Genomic DNA, 16,960 nt, shown 5'->3' with positions numbered 1-16,960 from the left:
CTGGCGCTCCCGGCGGCCCTGCCCATTCCGGCGCGCCCGGTCGGCCCCCGGTCCCGGTCAATCCCGGGCACCCGATGCCGGCCGCGCCGGTCTCCCCCGGCCGGGCCGGACGGACGCCGGCGGCCCGCGGTCCTCAGCATCCCGCGCCGCCCGACGCACCCGGCGGCAGCGGATGGGGCCGCGGTCCGCAACAGCCCGGCGGCCCGGCCACGCCCGGCACTCCGGTCTCACGGGGCGGCCCCGGCCAGCACGGCGGGCCTGTCCCGCCTGGTGGGCCCGGCCAGTACGGCGGACCCGTTCCGCCCGGCGGCCCCGGCCAACATGGCGGGCCCGGTCCACGCGGTTCCGCGGCGGGTGGCGCTGTTCCTCACGGCGGTCCGAATTCGCTTGCCGCTCCTTCCTCGGGCGGCCCGATTCCGCAGGGACGGCCCGCTTCCACAGGCGGTCCCGGTTCCCAGGGGCGCCCAGGTGTTCCTGGTCACGGCGGACCCGTTCCGCCCGCCCACGGCGGCCCTGTCCCTCAAGGCCACGGCGGACCCGTCGCGGCCGGTCAGCCCGGACGTCCGGGTGGGCCGGTCGCGCCCGCCGGCCATGTGCCGGGTTCGACACGACCGGAGCAGGAGCCGGGTCACCAGGGTCATCGCCCGTCGCCGGAGCAGGTCGTGCCCCACCGGAGTGGCGAGGGCCGCCCGGTCTCCCCGGCCGGTCCGTCCTACGGTGCCGCTCGCCCGGTGCCCTCCGAGACATTCCCGGCGTATGCCGACGAGCGCCGTTCACCGCGTTCCAGCCGCACCCCGGACGCGCCGTTCGACCTCCGCCCGGCGCCGCAGGAGCGGAACTCGCCGGCTCCGTCGCGCCCGGCCGCTCAGCCGACCCGGGTCACCCCGCAGTCCGCCGTGCCTCCGGCCGCCGTCTATCCGGTGGTCCCCGGACAGACGCCCGGCCTGCCGGCACCCACCGGGCCCGGCGGGATCGTTCCGGTCTCCGGGCCGGCAGCACCGTTCGGTCCGGACAGCCGCACCGGCATGCCCGGCCATGCCGTACCGGCAGCGGAAGCGGCCACGCCCGTCATCCCCGGATCACCCATCACACCCGGATCACCCACCACGCCGGGCAACGTCGCGCCGGTCTCCGGACCGGCAGCGTTCCAGCCGGGCGCGCCGAGCCAGGCGGACCCGGGTCACACGGTGCCGGTCGCCGGTGCCACACCGGGTGTGTCGTTCCCGGCGGGCTGGGAAGACGGACACCAGGGCCAGGATCCGACCCGGCCGCTCGACCCGCGGCGTTCGGGCCAGACTCCCGCCGGGACCGGAGACCACGGTCCCGGGTCGAATCCCGAGGATCCGACCCGGCCGTTCGACCTGCGGCGAACCGGGGCCGAAGGATTCGGGCCGGGCGCGGAGCGCACTCAGGCCATCGATCCCCGGGCGCTGGCCTCGTTCGCGGCATCAGGTCAGGCGCCGAAGCCGGACGAGCACACCGCCGTCGCGGGTCCTCGGCACGGCGGCGACGGGACCCAGTCCCCCGCCGGCCGTCACAGCGTGGGCGCCGACCCGCGCCACGCGGCGGCCGCACCGGCCGAGGACATCGACCGGTCCGCGGAAGCACCGACGGCCCGGCCGTTCGCAACAGAGGCGGCAGCCCAGCCGGTGACCGGCGCGCCGTTCGCCACCGATCCCGCTGCCCCGCCGTCAACCGGCGCGCCGCTCGCGGCAGGACCGTCGACCAGCGGACCGGGCGCGGTCGCTCCGGTGACCGGTGAGCCGGGCGCCGTCGCTCCGGTGACCGGTGGGCCGGGCGCCGTCGCTCCGGTGACCGGTGGGCCGGGCGCGGGCGAGCCGTCGACCGGGGAGCCGGAGACGCACGGTCTCGGCTGGCTGCTGTCTCTGAGCGGGCTCGGGGCTACGACGCCGGTTCCCGAGGCTGAGCCCCCCGTTGCGGTCGAAGAGGTGCCCGACACGGCTCAGCCGCTGGGTTGGTTCGCCCCTGGCGAACCCGACGACGACTCGGAACCGGAAGAGGCCGAGCCCGAAGCGGAGACCACGTCCGCCGAAGCGGAAGGAATCCCGGCCGGGGACCACGAAGCGCTGGGCGACGTCGACGACCCGATGCCCGACGCCACCGACGCACCGAAGCGGCTCCACGCCGATTACCTCACCGGCACGGACGAATCGGCAGAGGCCGGCGTCTCCACCGATGCGGAAGTCATCGCCGAGGCCGACAGCTCCGACGAGCATGCCCATGTGGAGATTTCCGCCGATCCGGAGGCGCCCTTCGCGGCGCGTAAGCCCGGTCAGACCGACGAATCCGCTCGGATTGACGGGTCCGGTCAGGCCGACGAATCCGGTCAGACCGACGAATCCGCTCGGATTGACGGGTCCGGTCAGGCCGACGAATCCGGTCAGACCGACGAATCCGCTCGGGTTGACGGGTCCGGTCAGGCCGACGGATCCGCTCGGATTGAAGAGTCCGCTTCGCGGACCGATGTCACGGCACCGGATGCCACCGTCGTGGGCGAGCGGCTCGACCCCGCCGGGGACGAGGCCGCCACGGTCCAGGACGGTGCTGCCGAGCAGACGGCTGTGACCTCGGGGTCTGCCGTGCGGGATCATGACGCTGCCCGGCCGGAGGGCTTCGCCGGCGAGGAGTCGCCACTCGCGGCGGAGGGGATCCTCCCGGACGTCCCGGGTCATGAGAGCGCCGTCCCGCACGGTGGTGCGGAGGAGATCTCCACGGAGACCGCGGCGGACGCCTCGGAGGCGGTGCACGGAGCCGAGGGTTCGCGCAGCGAGTCCGCGCAGGCCGCGGTGACGGTGGTCCCGTCCTCTGAGGTTGCCGCTCCGGCGGTCTCCTACCTGCTCGCGGGAACCGACGAACTCACGGAGGAGTCCGCCCGAACCCCGGGCACTACCGACGAGTCCACCCAGAGCCTGGGAACCACCGACGAATCCACGGAAGACCCGGCCCCGGCAACCACTGACGCGATCGGCGATACGGGTGCGGGGTCATCGGCCGAAGGCGACGCGGCGACGGGGCAGGCGACCGAGTCCGTCCCGGCCGTGGACAGCGCCTCACCGGCCGCCGTGCCGGAGACCGATGTCGCCGTCAGCGAGGCCTCCGGCGTGGCGGAGCGCGACGCCCCGGCCGGTGCGACATTCGACGGTGGAGCGCCGGAGGGTCAGGTCTCCGTGGCGGAGGTTCCTTCCGACGTCGTCGTCCCGGACGAAGTGGCGACCGGTGACAGCGCGGAGGCCGATGAGCCCGGGTCCTCCCCGGAGGCGGGGAGCGCGGCTGAGGGCGGGATTCCCGACGATGCCGAGGGCGATGCGGGTGAGCGGGAGACCGCCCACGAGGGCGAGCTGAACCGTCAGGCCGAGGAGACGACGGCTTCCGCCGCGGTGGGAACGAGCGGCGAGGACGACCCCGGTCACGAGGTCGCGCCGGGAACGGATTCCGGGCACGGGGACGACCCGGTCGAGACGGGTTCGCCGGCCGAGGCTGGGCGGGGCGAGCGGGATTCGGGTGCTCCCGACGTACAGCTGAACGGGGTGACGCCGGCGGAGGAGGAAGCCGGCGGCGCGGCAATCGCTGGAGTGGCCGGACGGTCGCGGGAAGCGCGGCCGGAGGCCCGGACCGAGCCGGTACGGCAGCGGCGTGACCAGCGTGCCCCGGCTGACCGGCGGCGGGCCGATCCGGAGCAGATCCTGGCGTCCTACACGTGGGAGTTCGATCCGCGGACGCTGCGGGAGCAGGTCGGCGAGCAGGACCGCCTGTGGGATCTGGTGGACCGGTTGACCGACCGGCTTGAGTACGCGGAGCGCGACAACGTACGCGCCGGGCTGCTCGGGCTGCGTGCCGTGGTGTCGCGGGTGCTCGGTGAGCTGGACGACGCTCTCGCCGACGGGCGGGAGGCGGTACGGCACGCGGAGGCCAGCGGGGAGCTGCGGCCGGTGTCGATCGCGCAGGCGCGGCTGGCGCAGGTGTTGCAGTGGCGGGGCGAGTTCGCCGAGGCGGACCGGCTGTTCGCGCAGGCCGATTCGCCGGAGTTGCCGGCGCGGATCCGGGCGGAGATCAGTGAGCTGGCCGGGCGGTCGGCGTTCGAGCAGGGCCGTTACCTGGAGGCGGTGAACCACTTCGAGCGGGCGCTGGACGTGCGCCGGGGTGAGGATCCGGAGCTGGTGGAGCGGATCGAGCTGGCGCTGGACGCGATCACGCGGCGGACCGGGGACGGGTGGGGTCCCTACCCGCGTACCCGGGACGAGCTGCTGGGTCTGCCGGAGGCGCCGACGCCGCTGCTCGACGACGGGGCCGGGCTGTGGGGTTACGCGGCCGCCGTGGAACCCCGGTACGCCGAGGCGCAACCGTTCGCCGAGGGTGTCGCCTGGGTGCGCCGTCCCGACTCGCACGCCTGGGAGCTGATCGACACCGGTGGTGAGCTGGTGATCCCGGCCGCGCACGGCTATCTGGCGGCCGGCCGGTTCGCCGAGGGCCTGGCCTGGGTGACCCGTGGCGACGCGACCGGCTGGTTCGCGATCGACCGGCAGAACCGGCTGGTCGTGGCGCCGGGCGCGTACGAGGACGCGCGGCCGTTCCGGCGTGGGCTGGCGGTGGTCCGGCAGGCCGGCCTGTGGGGCGCGGTGGACCGGCACGGGCGGATCGCGGTGCGGCCGCGGTTCCGGCGGTTCGCGACGGTGCTGCACGTGGGCGGGCCGGTGGACGGTTTCACCGACGAGGGCCTGGCCGTGGTGGACGCCGGCGAGCGGTTCGGGGTGCTCGACCGGACCGGGCAGCTGGTGGTGGCGGCGGTGCACGCGGCCGTGGTGATCCACCCGTCGGCGTTCCTGGTGCGCAACGCGGCGGGGCTGTGGGGTGCGCTGGACCGGGAGGGTGAGCCGCTGGTCGACATGGCCCATCGCGACCCGGCGCCGGTGGTGGACCTGCTGCCGGACGAAACCCGTCCGGTGTTGTAGGAGATACGGTCGGGGGATGGAATTCCGTCATCTCGGCCGTTCCGGCCTGCGGGTCAGCGAAATCGCCTACGGCAACTGGATCACCCACGGCTCGCAGGTCGAGGAGGAGGCCGCCACCGCGTGCGTGCGGGCGGCCCTCGACTGCGGCATCACCACCTTCGACACCGCGGACGTCTACGCCGGCACCCGGGCCGAGGAGGTGCTGGGCCGGGCGCTGAAGGGTGAGCGCCGGGAGGGCCTGGAGATCTTCACGAAGGTGTTCTGGCGGACCGGGCCGGGCCCGAACGACAGCGGGCTCTCCCGCAAGCACATCCTGGAGTCGATCGACGGCTCGCTGCGCCGGCTCGGCACCGACCATGTCGATCTCTACCAGGCCCATCGGTACGACCACCACACGCCGCTCGAGGAGACCATGGAGGCGTTCGCCGACGTGGTACGCCAGGGCAAGGCGCACTACATCGGGGTGTCCGAGTGGACCGCCGAGCAGATCCGGGCCGCCGCGCCACTGGCGGCTGAGCTGCGGATCCGTCTCGTGTCGAACCAGCCGCAGTACTCGATGCTGTGGCGGGTGATCGAGGCCGAGGTGGTGCCGGCGTCGCGGGAGCTGGGGCTCGGGCAGATCGTCTGGTCGCCGCTGGCGCAGGGGGTGCTGACCGGGAAGTACCGGGCCGGGGAGCAGCCGCCGGCCGGGTCCCGGGCCACCGACGAGAAGTCCGGCGCCGGGTTCATCGCCCGCTGGCTGGAGGACGACGTGCTGAACGCGGTGGCCCGGCTGAAGCCGCTCGCCGAGGAGGCGGGGCTGACGATGGCGCAGTTGGCGGTGGCGTGGGTGCTCCAGAACCCGAACGTCTCGGCGGCGATCATCGGCGCGTCCCGGCCCGAGCAGGTCCGGGACAACGTCAAGGCGTCCGGGGTCCGGCTGGAGGACGGCCTGCTGAAGGCGATCGACGAGATCGTGGAGCCGGTCGTGACCCGCGACCCGTCGCTCACCTCCAGCCCGGCCGATCGCCCCTGATCGCTGCCGGTTTGCCGACGCCGCGGGGTTTGCGGTGGCGGGGAGCCGGCAGCGATCAGACTGCGGAGCGAAGCGGAGCCAGCAGGCTCAGCTCCAGAACCTCAGGAGCTCGAAGCCGTAGGCGTACAGCCATGTGGGCACGCTGATCAGCTCGGCGATCCAGTTGACCATGGTGAAGAACCAGTCGCCGACCTGTGTCTGCCAGAGCAGCAGGAACAGGATGAGGAAGCCCCAGGGCGCGACCATGTTCCACGCCCGCTGGTAGGCCGGGCTGAACCACGGGGCGATGATGTTGCCCCCGTCCAGGCCCGGCACCGGCAGGAGGTTCAGCACGCTGGCGGTCACCTGGAGGAAGGCGAGCAGGGCCAGCGCGGCCCAGAACTCCAGGTGCTCGGCGGAGCCGGACACCGTGTAGCGGCCGGTCACGTCCTGGGTCAGCTCCGGTGCCAGCCCGGCCAGGAACGGCACCGCCACCACGAGCCCGAGCACCACGTTGACGAGCGGGCCGGCCGCGCTGATCAGCGACGCCTTGGCCCGGCTGCGGATGTGCTGGTGGTCGATCCAGACGGCGCCGCCGGGCAGGCCGATGCCACCGAGGATCACCACGACCAGCGGCAGCACGATGGACAGCAGCGGATGCGTGTACTTCAGCGGGTTGAGCCTCAGATAGCCGCGGTCGGCGACGCTCAGGTCACCGGAGAAGTAGCCGGTCACTGCATGCGCGTACTCGTGCAGGCAGAGCGAGATCAGCCAGCCCGAGAGGACGAACAGGAAGACGTCGATCCCTACGTTGCCGAAACGGGTCCAGGTCAGCACGCCGCTGACCACGAAGATCGCGACGATGCCGACGAAGACCGGGCTCGGTATGAAGGCGCTGCGCGGTGTACGGGCGTACACCGGTTCGTAGGTCACGTCATTCCGCCGGCTGGAGGCTCATCTGGTAGTCGACCCGGTCGTCCTCGACCAGCGTGACCGTGCTGACCCCGGCCGATTGCAGGGCCCGCCACTCCTGCCCGATCCAGGACTCGGCGTCCGCCTGGCTGCTGAACGTCTCGGCCGGACCCTCGACCGGCTTACCGTCGACGTCCTCGTACCGCCAACTCCACGGCATTGAGCCGCCCCCTCACGTCGCGTGACTCGCTGGGCCTCCACCCTACGGCGTCCGGGCGTGGGAACCGGCTCGGGAGGCTCTAAGGTACGGGGCATGTCCGAAGATCGGTGGAACACGGTTCTGGTGCTCGGCGGGATCCGCTCCGGTAAATCGGGGTTCGCCGAATCGCTCGTGGCCTCGGCGCCGTCGGTGCGGTACGTGGCCACCGCGGTCGGCGGTGAGGACGATCCGGAGTGGCTGGCCCGCATCGAGGCACATCAATTGCGGCGGCCGCAGTCCTGGACGACCGAGGAGACCGGCGGCGACCCGGCCCGGCTCACCGAGCTGATCGCGCAGGCCGGTCCGGACGAGACGCTGCTCGTCGACGACCTGGGCGGCTGGGTGGCCGCGGTGCTGGACCCGGCCCGGCAGCCCAAGGACGACGAGGCCGACGTGGCGGCCCTCGCCGAGGCGGTGCGCGGCGCGGTGGCGCGGGTGGTGCTGGTCAGCCCGGAGGTCGGGTTGTCGCTGGTGCCGGTGACGCCGGTGGGGCGCGCGTTCGCGGACGCGCTGGGCACCACCAACCAGGCGCTGGCCGCGGCCTGCGACGGGGCGGTGCTGATCGTGGCCGGTCAGCCGACCTGGCTGCGCAACGGCCCCCTGGCCCCGGCCCAGGCCCCCGTCGAGGCGCCGGTCGAGGCGCCGACCGTGGTCTCCCGGCCGGTCCCGGTCACCACCCCGGTCACCCCCACTCCCCCACCGCCGCCGCCCGCACATCCGGCCACGGTGGTCGAGCCGGTCGTGCCCGCCGAGCCGGAACCGGACCTCGCCGCCGCGCTGAGCGGTTCCACCATGACGCTGCCGCTTGTCGCGTCCGGGCTCACCGAGATCAAACCCGGCATGGACCTGCCGCTGCCCAGCAGCGACTCCGGCCCCGACGCGCGGGACCGCCTGGTCACCATCGACCTGCCCGGCGGTGGGCTGGGCGCGCTCGGCGAAGCGGTCGAGTTCGCGGCGGCCACCCAGAGCACGGTCACCCCGCGGGCGTGGGTCGGCGTACGGGTCGTGGTGATCGCGGGCCGGCACACCGGTGGCGCGGTCGCCGGGGTGGACACCGCCGACGTGGAGCGCCGGGTCGCCGAGGCCGAGGCCGGTACGGGTCTGCTGGGCCGGCTCGCCGGGCAGGCCGGCGCCGACATCGCGGTGCTGCGCACGGCGGAGACCGGCGCCATGGAGGACGGCCCGGCCGCGAGCGAGGAGGCGGTCGAGGCCGCGCTGCGGGACGGCTGGCAGCTGGCCGACGGTGCCGCCGACGCGGGCCGCGACGCGATCCTGCTCGCCGGGATCGGCGCCGGGACGGATGCGGCGGCGACCGCGGTGCTGGCCGCCACGACCGGGGCCGAGCCGGTCGCGACACTGCCCCGGGTGCAGGCGCCGGGCGGCCGTTTCGACGACGCCGCGTGGATGGTGCGCTGCGCCGCGATCCGGGACGCGCTGCACCGGATCCGGCAGGAGCCGCGCGGGGCCACCGACATCCTGCGCCAGATCGGCGGCCTGGACGTGGCGGTCGCCACCGGTGTGCTGCTCGGTGCGGCGGCCCGCCGGATCCCGGTGCTGCTGGACGGTCCGCTGGGCATCGCGGCCGGGCTGGTGGCGCGGGATCTGGCCAGCCAGACCCGACACTGGTGCCTGCTGCCGGAGGCGGGCACGCTCGCGCTGGTGAAGCAGGGCGCCGACGTACTGGGGCTGACCCCGGTGCTCCAGGTGGGCCTCGACCTCGGCGAGGGGGCCAATGCGCTGGCAGTGCTGCCGCTGATCCGTACGGCGGTGGGCCTGGCCTCGGCGTCCCCGGTGCATCCGGCCCTGCTGGACGAGGTCGGCGACGACGGCCTGGACGATCTCTCCGACGATCTCTCTGACGATCTCTCCGACGACGATGACGATGACGACCTCACCGAGTTCGCCGAGCCGGGGCCGCACGGGCCGGGGCCGGCCACCATCGCGAGTGCTTGACGGCGTCCGGCTGGCGGTCACCACGCTGAGCGTGCTGCCGGTGCGGGCCGGCCGGGTGGACCGGTCCGCGGCGGCGGTGGCGATGGCGGTGGCGCCGGCCGTGGGCGCGCTGCTCGGGCTGATCCTGGCCGGCGTGCACGAGGGCCTGCGGGCGCTGGGGTCGCCGGCGCTGGTGGCGGCCGGGGTCACGGTGGCGGCGGGTGCGCTGCTCACCCGGGGGCTGCATCTGGACGGGCTGGCGGACACGATCGACGCGCTCGGGTCGTACCGGTCCGGCTCCGCCGCCCTGGAGATCATGAAAAAGGCGGACATCGGCCCGTTCGGGGTGGCGGCGATCGCCGCGACGCTGCTGATCCAGGCCGGGGCGCTGACCGAGGCCGGCCCGTGGGCCGTGGTGACCGCCTGGGCGACCGGGCGTCTCGCGGTGACCGTGGCGTGCCGTCGCGGTGTGCCCGCCGCCCGGCCGGAGGGGCTGGGCGCGCTGGTCGCCTCCAGTGTCCCCCTGCCGGCGGTGCTGACGGCCGCGGCCTGCGTCGCGGCGGTCGCGGCCGCCGCCGTGCCGGGCCGTCCGTGGCAGGGGCCGGCCGCCGTCGCCGCCGCGATGTTCGCGGTGGTCCTTCTCCTGCGTCACACGGTACGGCGATTCGGCGGCATCACCGGCGACGTCCTCGGTGCGGCCGTGGAGTGCGCGGTAACGGTAACTCTGGTGCTCGTAACTCTCGCCTGACGCCCCCACCACCCCGACGTCCCCACCACCCTGACGTCTGCTCCGCCACCCTGACGTCTGCTCCGCCACCCTGACGTCTGCTCCGCCACCCTGACGTCCCCGCCACCCTGACGTCCGCTCCGCCACCCTGACGTCCGCTCCGCCGCCTTGACCTCCGCTCCGCCACGATCTTGGACGCCGGACCACCGCATCCGGTGGCAAAACGTCCAAGGTCGCGTGGGGGCCAGCAATGATCACGAGGGGCCAGCGATCTTGGACGGTGGGCCACCGAATGCGGTGGCGAAACGTCCAAGATCGCGGGCGAGAGGGCGGGAGGGCAGGACCAGCGCACCCGCAGGATGCCCAGGGGGCGCCCCGGCGGGTCGGCAATCTTGGACGGTGGGCCACTGAATGCGGTGGCGAAACGTCCAAGATCGCGGGCGGGAAGGCGGGAGGGCAGGACCAGCGCACCCGTCGGGATGCCCCGGGGGGTCGGCGATCTTGGACGTTGGACCACCGGATGCGGTGGCGGAGCGTCCAAGATCGCGGGCGGGAAGGCGGAGGGCGGGCGGGAGGGCGGAGGGCGGGCGGGAAGGCGGGCGGGCGGGAAGGCGGGCGGGCGGGCGGGAAGGCGGGCGGGAAGGCGGGCGGGAGGGCGGGGGTCAGCGGACCTGGGGGGTGACGAAGGGGGGCCTCGTCAGGCGGGCCTCGGTGCGGCGGCCGCGGATGTCGATCTCGACCAGGGCGCCGTCGGGCAGGGACGGGTCGGTGTCGATCAGGGCCAGGGCGATGCCGGCCTTCTTGGTCGGGGAGAAGGTGCCGCTGGTGGTCTCGCCGACAAGCTTGTCCCCGGCGTACACCTGCATGTGACCACGCGGAATGCCGCGGCCGGTGATCTCGAGCCCGCGCAGCTTGCGCCGGGGGCCGGCGGCCTTCTCGGCGATGAGGGCGCCGCGGCCCCAGAAGGCCGGCTTGGACCAGCCGACCGCCCAGCCGGCGCCGGCCTGCACCGGGCTGATGTCTAGGCTCAGATCCTGGCCGTGCAGCGGGTAGCCCATCTCGGTGCGCAGCGTGTCGCGGGCGCCCAGGCCGCACGGGCGGACCCCGGCGGCGATCACCGCGTCCCAGACGGCGGGCGCGTCGTCCCACCGGACGACCAGCTCGTAGCCGTGCTCGCCGGTGTACCCGGTACGGCAGACGACCAGCTCGCCCCCGGCGAAGGCGGCCGTGGCGAAGGACATGTAGCCGTGGTCGGCGGGCAGGCCCAGCTCACCGAGGACGGCCTCGGAACGGGGACCCTGGACGGCCAGCACGGCGTAGGAGCGGTGCTCGCCGGTCACCGTGATCCCGTTCGGGGCGGTCGCGGTGAGGCGGCGGACCACCTCGGCGGTGTTGGCCGCGTTCGGGATGAGGAAGACGTGGTCGTCGTCGTACAGGTACGCGATCAGGTCGTCGACCACGCCGCCGGTCTCGTCGCAGCAGAGCGTGTACTGCGCCTTGCCGGGGGCGATCCGGCCGAGGTCGTTGGTGAGGCACGAGTTCACGAAGGCGGCCGCGCCGGGCCCGCGGACGGTGGCCTTGCCGAGGTGGGACACGTCGAACACGCCGGCCGACTCGCGGACCGCCGCGTGCTCCTTCAGGACGCCTCCTCCGGCGTACTCCAGCGGCATGTCCCAACCGCCGAAGGCGGCGAACTTCGCGCCGAGGGCGACATGGCGCGCATGCAGGGGAGACTGAAGAAGCTCGGCAGACATGAGACTCAACTTACCGGTGACCTTGGCCCGGTTTAGAGTCGCTGGGACAACACCGTTTTCCCAATAGCCGGGAGCGCGCCTACCGGCGCCGTTCCGGCCCAGACGTCCCGGAGTGTCCGAGTGACCCAGCCCACCCTCAGCCTGGTCGACACCGACCCGGCCGAATCGGCGGTCGATGCCATCGTCATCGGCCTGCACAGCCAGCCCGACGAGGACGGCAGCCTGTTGCCAGCGGCCGGCGCCGAGAGCATCGCCGCGGCCTTCGACGGCAAGCTGATCTCGACGCTGGCTCTGCTCGGCGCGACCGGCGCGCCCGGCGAGGTGACCAAACTGGCCACCCTCGGCACGATCGCCGCGCCGATCCTGGTGGCGGTGGGCCTCGGCACCGAGCCGGACGGTCCGGCGCCCGATCTGGAGACGCTGCGCCGGGGCGCCGGTGCGGCGGTCCGCGCGCTGGCCGGCAGCAACACCGTGGTGCTGGCCCTGCCGGTGCCGGACGACGCGGGCGCCACGCCGGTGCTGCGCGCCACGCTGGAGGGCGCGCTGCTCGGCGGCTACCGCTTCGCGGGGTACAAGTCGAAGCCGGCGAAGGGCCGCCGTGACCCGGTGGCCGAGCTGCGCCTGCACGTGCCGGACGCGGCCGACGAGGCGGCGGCGGCCGAGCTGCGCCGGGCCGGGATCGTCGCCCGGGCGGTGCGCCAGACCCGGGACTGGGTGAACACCCCGCCCAACGCGCTACGCCCGGCGGACCTCGCCGATCAGGTGGCGGCGGCCGCGACCGAGGCCGGGCTGGAGGTCGAGGTGCTCGACTTCGAGCAGCTCAAGGCCGGTGGGTACGGCGGCATCGTGGCGGTCGGCCAGGGTTCCGAGGCGCCGCCGCGGCTGGTGAAGCTGACCTACACGCCGTCCGGGGTGACCGACCCGAAGCGGATCGCGCTCGTCGGCAAGGGCATCACCTTCGACACCGGTGGCGTCAGCATCAAGCCGGCCGCCGGCATGTGGGAGATGAAGTCGGACATGGCGGGCGCCGCCGCGGTGGCCGCCACGCTGATCGCGGTGGCCGAGCTCGAGCCGGGTGTGGCGGTCTCCGGTTACCTGGCGATCGCGGAGAACATGCCGTCCGGGTCGGCGTACCGGCCGGGCGACGTGGTCACCATGTTCAACGGCAAGCGGGTCGAGGTGTTCAACACCGACGCCGAGGGCCGGATGGTGCTGGGCGACGCGATGGCCCGGGCCTGCGCGGACGGCACCGACTACCTGTTCGAGACGTCGACGCTGACCGGCGGCCAGGTGATCGCGCTGGGCAAGCGGATCTCCGGGCTGATGGGCTCGGACGAGGCGACCGGGCTGGTCGAGGCGGCGGGCACGGCGGTCGGTGAGCCGGCCTGGCGGATGCCGCTGCCGGACGACGTGCGCAAGGGCATGGAGTCGGAGATCGCCGACATCTGCCAGACCAACGCCAACCTGGACCGGGCCGGGCACATGCTGCAGGGCGGCGTCTTCCTGCGGGAGTTCGTCACCGAGGGTGTCGAGTGGGCGCACATCGACATCGCCGGCCCCAGCTACCACACCGGTGAGGCGAACGGCTACTGGACCAAGGGCGGGACGGGCGTGCCGGTCCGCACGCTGCTCCAGGTGATCGACGACCTCGCCTGACGACGGCCGCGGGCCGCCCGGTGATCAGGCCGGGCGGCGCCGCTGCCGCTCGTTGTAGTCCCGCATCCGCTGTGGATAGCCCAGCAGCCGGACGTCGTAGACCGGCATCGCCAACTGGTGGGCGAATCGGCGCGCAACCTCAGGTGACTCGATCCGTCGCCTGGTCCACTCGCCGTCGTGTGCGACGAGCAACAGCGTGGTCTCGGTCACCGTCGTCTGTGGCTCGATGAATGCTTCAACTCCCCGCCGGGAGCGGGCGAATTGCGTAAGATGCTCGAGATCGGCGCGGTCGACCGGCCGTCCGCCGGGGCCGCCCGGCCGGGGACGCCGCCGAAACCATGCCACCGTTCCCTCCTCACCTTCGATCCCGCAAGGGTACGTCGGGGCAACGTGTCGTAGGGCACCTGGCTGCATTGACCGGGCCGAGAAGTGACAAGATGTCGGTGACGGGACTGTGACCGTTTCCATTGTGTGACCCACACCGGAGACGATGCGACCACTGGAGTCAACGTGAGCCAGCCCAACGGCGGAACCTTCGACATCGTCATTCTCGGCGCGGGAAGCGGTGGCTATGCGGCCGCGCTCCGGGCCGCCCAGTTCGATCTTTCGGTCGCCCTGATCGACAAGGCCGAGCTCGGCGGGACCTGCCTGCACCGCGGGTGCATCCCCACGAAGGCGCTGCTGCACGCCGCGGAGATCGCCGACCAGACTCGTGAGAGCGAGCAGTTCGGGGTGAAGGCCGACCTCGTCGGCATCGACATGGCGGGGGTGAACGCCTACAAGGACGGCGTGGTCAGCCGGCTCTTCAAGGGCCTGAGCGGCATGCTCACGCACAACAAGAACATCACGGTGGTCCAGGGGGCGGGCAAGCTCGTCGGCAAGGACACCGTCGAGGTGGACGGCAAGCGCTACACCGGCCGCAACATCATCCTGGCCACCGGCTCCTACTCGCGCTCGCTGCCCGGCCTGGAGGTCGACGGCAAGCGGGTGCTGACCAGCGAGCACGCCCTCAAGATGGACCGGGTCCCGGCTTCCGCGATCGTGCTGGGCGGCGGCGTCATCGGCGTCGAGTTCGCCAGCGTGTGGAAGTCGTTCGGCGCCGACGTGACCATCGTGGAGGCCCTGCCCCGCCTGGTCGCCGCCGAGGACGCCGACATCTCGAAGCAGGTCGAGCGCGCCTTCCGCAAGCGCAAGATCAACCTCAAGGTCGGCAAGCCGTTCGAGAAGGTGGAGCACACCGACAACGGCGTGCGGGTCACCATCGCCGGCGGCGAGACCCTCGAGGCCGAGGTGCTGCTGGTCGCGGTCGGCCGTGGCCCGACGACCGCCAACCTGGGCTACGAGCAGCAGGGCATCACCCTGGACCGTGGCTTCGTGATCGTCGACGAGCGCCTGCGCACCGGTGTCGGCAACATCTACGCCGTCGGTGACATCGTCCCCGGCCTCCAGCTCGCGCACCGCGGCTTCCAGCAGGGCATCTTCGTCGCCGAGGAGATCGCCGGGAAGAAGCCGGCCGTCATCGACGAGGCCGGCATCCCGCGGGTCACCTACTCCGACCCCGAGGTCGCGTCGGTCGGCATCACCGAGGCCAAGGCCAAGGAGCAGTACGGCGACGACAAGGTCTCGACGTACAACTACAACCTCGGGGGCAACGGCAAGAGCCAGATCCTCAAGACCGCGGGCTTCATCAAGCTGGTCCGGGTCAACGACGGGCCGGTCGTCGGCGTCCACATGGTGGGTGCCCGGGTCGGCGAGCTCGTCGGCGAGGCCCAGCTGATCACCAACTGGGAGGCCTTCCCCGAGGAGGTCGCTCAGCTCGTACACGCCCACCCGACGCAGAACGAGGCGCTGGGCGAGGCCTTCCTCGCGCTCGCGGGCAAGCCGCTGCACGCGCACAGCTGAAGCTGAATCGATCGTTCACCGCGTTAAGGAGTTTGGGAAAAGATGCCGGTATCGGTAACCATGCCGCGGCTGGGTGAGAGCGTCACCGAGGGAACGGTGACCCGCTGGCTCAAGCAGGAGGGCGAGCGCGTCGAGGCCGACGAGCCGCTGCTCGAGGTCTCCACCGACAAGGTGGACACGGAGATCCCCTCGCCCGCCGCGGGTGTGCTCACCCGGATCGTGGTCGGCGAGGACGAGACCGCGGAGGTCGGCAGCGAGCTGGCCGTCATCGCCGGGGAGGGTGAGGACGCCGGTTCGGCCGCGCCCGCGCCGGCCCAGCAGGCGGCCGCGGAGCCGGAGCCCGCCGCTCCGGTCACCCCGTCGACGGAGAAGCCGGTCGAGGCGGAGGCGCCCGCGCCGCAGACCGCCGCCCCGGCGGGCACCGCCGAGGGCACGGAGATCAAGCTTCCGGCGCTCGGTGAGAGCGTCACCGAGGGCACCATCACCCGCTGGCTGAAGCAGGTCGGCGAGGAGGTGGAGGCGGACGAGCCTCTGGTCGAGGTCTCCACCGACAAGGTCGACACGGAGATCCCGTCGCCGGTCGCCGGCACGCTGCTGGAGATCCGGGTCGGCGAGGACGAGACCGCGGACGTCGGCGCGGTGCTGGCCGTCATCGGCGCCGCGGGCAGCGCCCCGGCCGCCGCTCCGGCCCCGGAGAAGCCGGCTCCGGCTCCTGCGCCCGCGCCCACCCAGGCGCCCGCGCCGAAGGTGGAGAGCGCTCCGGCTCCGAAGATCGAGTCGGCTCCGGCCCCGCAGGTGGCCCCGGAGCCCGCGAAGGCCCCGGCGCCCGCCGCGGTCGAGTCGAACGGGTCCGGCGACGCCGGCTACGTCACCCCGCTGGTCCGCAAGCTGGCCGCCGAGAAGGGCGTGGACCTGTCCACCCTGACCGGCACCGGCGTGGGTGGCCGCATCCGCAAGCAGGACGTGATCGACGCGGCCGAGAAGGCCGCCGCCGCGAAGGCCGCCCCGGCCCCGGCAGCCCAGGCCGAGAGGGCTGCCGCACCGGTCGAGAAGGCCGCCGCCAAGACGGAGCCGAGCCCGCTGCGTGGCCGCACCGAGAAGCTGACCCGGATCCGTGCCACGATCGCCCGCCGCATGGTGGAGTCGCTGCAGGTCTCCGCGCAGCTCACCACGGTCGTCGAGGTGGACGTCACCAAGATCGCCAACCTGCGGAACAAGGCGAAGGCCGACTTCCAGGCCAAGCACGGCGTGAAGCTCACCTTCCTGCCGTTCTTCGCGCTGGCCACGGTCGAGGCGCTCCAGCAGCACCCGGTGGTCAACTCCTCGATCGACGTCGAGGCCGGCACCGTGACCTACCACGGTTCCGAGCACCTGGGCATCGCGGTGGACGCGCCGAAGGGCCTGGTCGTCCCGGTGATCAAGGACGCCGGCGACCTGAACCTGGGCGGTCTGGCCAAGCGGATCGCCGACGTCGCCGAGCGCACCCGCAACAACAAGATCGGGCCGGACGAGCTGGGTGGCGGCACGTTCACGCTGACCAACACCGGCAGCCGGGGCGCGCTCTTCGACACCCCGATCATCAACCAGCCGCAGGTCGGCATCCTCGGTCTCGGCGCGGTCGTCAAGCGCCCGGTGATCGTGAACGACCCGGACCTGGGCGAGATCATCGCGCCGCGGTCGATGGTCTACCTGGCGCTGAGCTACGACCACCGGATCGTGGACGGCGCGGACGCGGCCCGCTTCCTGGGCACGCTGAAGGAGCGTCTGGAGGGCGGCCACTTCGAGGCCGACCTGGGCCTCTAAGGACGACATGGACCGGGGGGTGCGCCGTTGGGCGTACCCCCCGGTCTGTTT

11 protein-coding genes are annotated in these 16,960 nt (G+C 73.3%); 7 read left to right on the top strand and 4 right to left on the bottom strand.

Translation table 11 applies throughout. The features are described from left to right. Positions 1 to 731 precede the first annotated feature (731 nt). Together KZ829_RS23870 and KZ829_RS23865 are read left to right on the top strand one after the other, a co-directional pair. The gene (locus tag KZ829_RS23870; protein ID WP_220146136.1) at positions 732 to 4,970 is read left to right on the top strand and encodes a WG repeat-containing protein; all 4,239 of its coding nucleotides are present in this window, start codon (positions 732 to 734) and stop codon (positions 4,968 to 4,970) included. A gap of 16 nt (positions 4,971 to 4,986) precedes the next feature. Next, a complete protein-coding gene (locus tag KZ829_RS23865) occupies positions 4,987 to 5,985 on the top strand; it encodes an aldo/keto reductase family protein (RefSeq protein ID WP_220146135.1) in 999 nt (332 codons plus the stop codon). Between the two features lie 87 nt (positions 5,986 to 6,072). Here the strand turns inward: KZ829_RS23865 and KZ829_RS23860 are convergent, their stop codons facing one another. Then, on the bottom strand, positions 6,073 to 6,897 hold the full coding sequence (locus KZ829_RS23860; RefSeq protein ID WP_220146134.1) for a site-2 protease family protein: 825 nt from the start codon (positions 6,895 to 6,897) through the stop codon (positions 6,073 to 6,075). A 1-nt stretch (position 6,898) separates the two neighbouring features. Continuing rightward, positions 6,899 to 7,096 carry a hypothetical protein gene (locus tag KZ829_RS23855; RefSeq protein WP_183226043.1) on the bottom strand — a complete coding sequence of 66 codons (198 nt, stop codon included), beginning with the start codon at positions 7,094 to 7,096 and terminating at the stop codon, positions 6,899 to 6,901. Between the two features lie 93 nt (positions 7,097 to 7,189). Between KZ829_RS23855 and KZ829_RS23850 the strand changes: the two genes are divergently transcribed. Together KZ829_RS23850 and KZ829_RS23845 are read left to right on the top strand one after the other, a co-directional pair. Further along, complete coding sequence (locus tag KZ829_RS23850; protein ID WP_220146133.1) at positions 7,190 to 9,088, top strand: bifunctional adenosylcobinamide kinase/adenosylcobinamide-phosphate guanylyltransferase; 1,899 nt, start codon at positions 7,190 to 7,192, stop codon at positions 9,086 to 9,088. Further along, positions 9,018 to 9,815: an adenosylcobinamide-GDP ribazoletransferase gene (locus KZ829_RS23845; RefSeq protein ID WP_220146132.1), complete on the top strand. Its 798-nt coding sequence runs from the start codon at positions 9,018 to 9,020 to the stop codon at positions 9,813 to 9,815. Before KZ829_RS23850 ends, KZ829_RS23845 begins: the two co-directional genes overlap by 71 nt. A 641-nt stretch (positions 9,816 to 10,456) precedes the next feature. Here KZ829_RS23845 and gcvT read toward each other — a convergent pair. After that, the gene (gene gcvT / locus KZ829_RS23840; RefSeq protein WP_220146131.1) at positions 10,457 to 11,548 is read right to left on the bottom strand and encodes a glycine cleavage system aminomethyltransferase GcvT; all 1,092 of its coding nucleotides are present in this window, start codon (positions 11,546 to 11,548) and stop codon (positions 10,457 to 10,459) included. A 120-nt stretch (positions 11,549 to 11,668) separates the two neighbouring features. Here gcvT and KZ829_RS23835 point away from each other — a divergent pair, with 120 nt between their 5' ends. Beyond that, positions 11,669 to 13,204: a leucyl aminopeptidase gene (locus KZ829_RS23835; RefSeq protein ID WP_220146130.1), complete on the top strand. Its 1,536-nt coding sequence runs from the start codon at positions 11,669 to 11,671 to the stop codon at positions 13,202 to 13,204. A 24-nt stretch (positions 13,205 to 13,228) separates the two neighbouring features. Here the strand turns inward: KZ829_RS23835 and KZ829_RS23830 are convergent, their stop codons facing one another. After that, positions 13,229 to 13,549, bottom strand: coding sequence for a hypothetical protein (locus KZ829_RS23830; protein ID WP_220146129.1), 321 nt, complete (start codon positions 13,547 to 13,549; stop codon positions 13,229 to 13,231). 165 nt (positions 13,550 to 13,714) lie between these two features. On the opposite strand from KZ829_RS23830, the gene lpdA reads away from it, so the two are divergent. Beyond that, positions 13,715 to 15,106 (top strand): dihydrolipoyl dehydrogenase, encoded by a 1,392-nt coding sequence (gene lpdA, locus KZ829_RS23825; protein ID WP_220146128.1) that lies wholly within the window; start codon positions 13,715 to 13,717, stop codon positions 15,104 to 15,106. Positions 15,107 to 15,148: 42 nt separating this feature from the next. Next, a complete protein-coding gene (sucB, locus tag KZ829_RS23820) occupies positions 15,149 to 16,909 on the top strand; it encodes a 2-oxoglutarate dehydrogenase, E2 component, dihydrolipoamide succinyltransferase (protein WP_220146127.1) in 1,761 nt (586 codons plus the stop codon). Positions 16,910 to 16,960 lie beyond the last annotated feature (51 nt).

This window comes from Actinoplanes hulinensis (genome assembly GCF_019429605.1).
In the GTDB taxonomy this organism is placed as follows: Bacteria; Actinomycetota; Actinomycetes; order Mycobacteriales; family Micromonosporaceae; genus Actinoplanes; species Actinoplanes campanulatus.
Note: the sequence above shows the minus strand (reverse complement) of the source record. Positions and strands in the feature narration are given on the sequence as shown.

Coding starts and splice junctions, on each gene's coding strand:
- KZ829_RS23845 (WP_220146132.1), top strand. CDS start 9,018: ATGACGACCTCACCGAGTTCGCCGAGCCGGGGCCGCACGGGCCGGGGC.
- KZ829_RS23850 (WP_220146133.1), top strand. CDS start 7,190: ATGTCCGAAGATCGGTGGAACACGGTTCTGGTGCTCGGCGGGATCCGC.
- KZ829_RS23865 (WP_220146135.1), top strand. CDS start 4,987: ATGGAATTCCGTCATCTCGGCCGTTCCGGCCTGCGGGTCAGCGAAATC.
- KZ829_RS23855 (WP_183226043.1), bottom strand. CDS start 7,096: ATGCCGTGGAGTTGGCGGTACGAGGACGTCGACGGTAAGCCGGTCGAG.
- sucB (WP_220146127.1), top strand. CDS start 15,149: ATGCCGGTATCGGTAACCATGCCGCGGCTGGGTGAGAGCGTCACCGAG.
- gcvT (WP_220146131.1), bottom strand. CDS start 11,548: ATGTCTGCCGAGCTTCTTCAGTCTCCCCTGCATGCGCGCCATGTCGCC.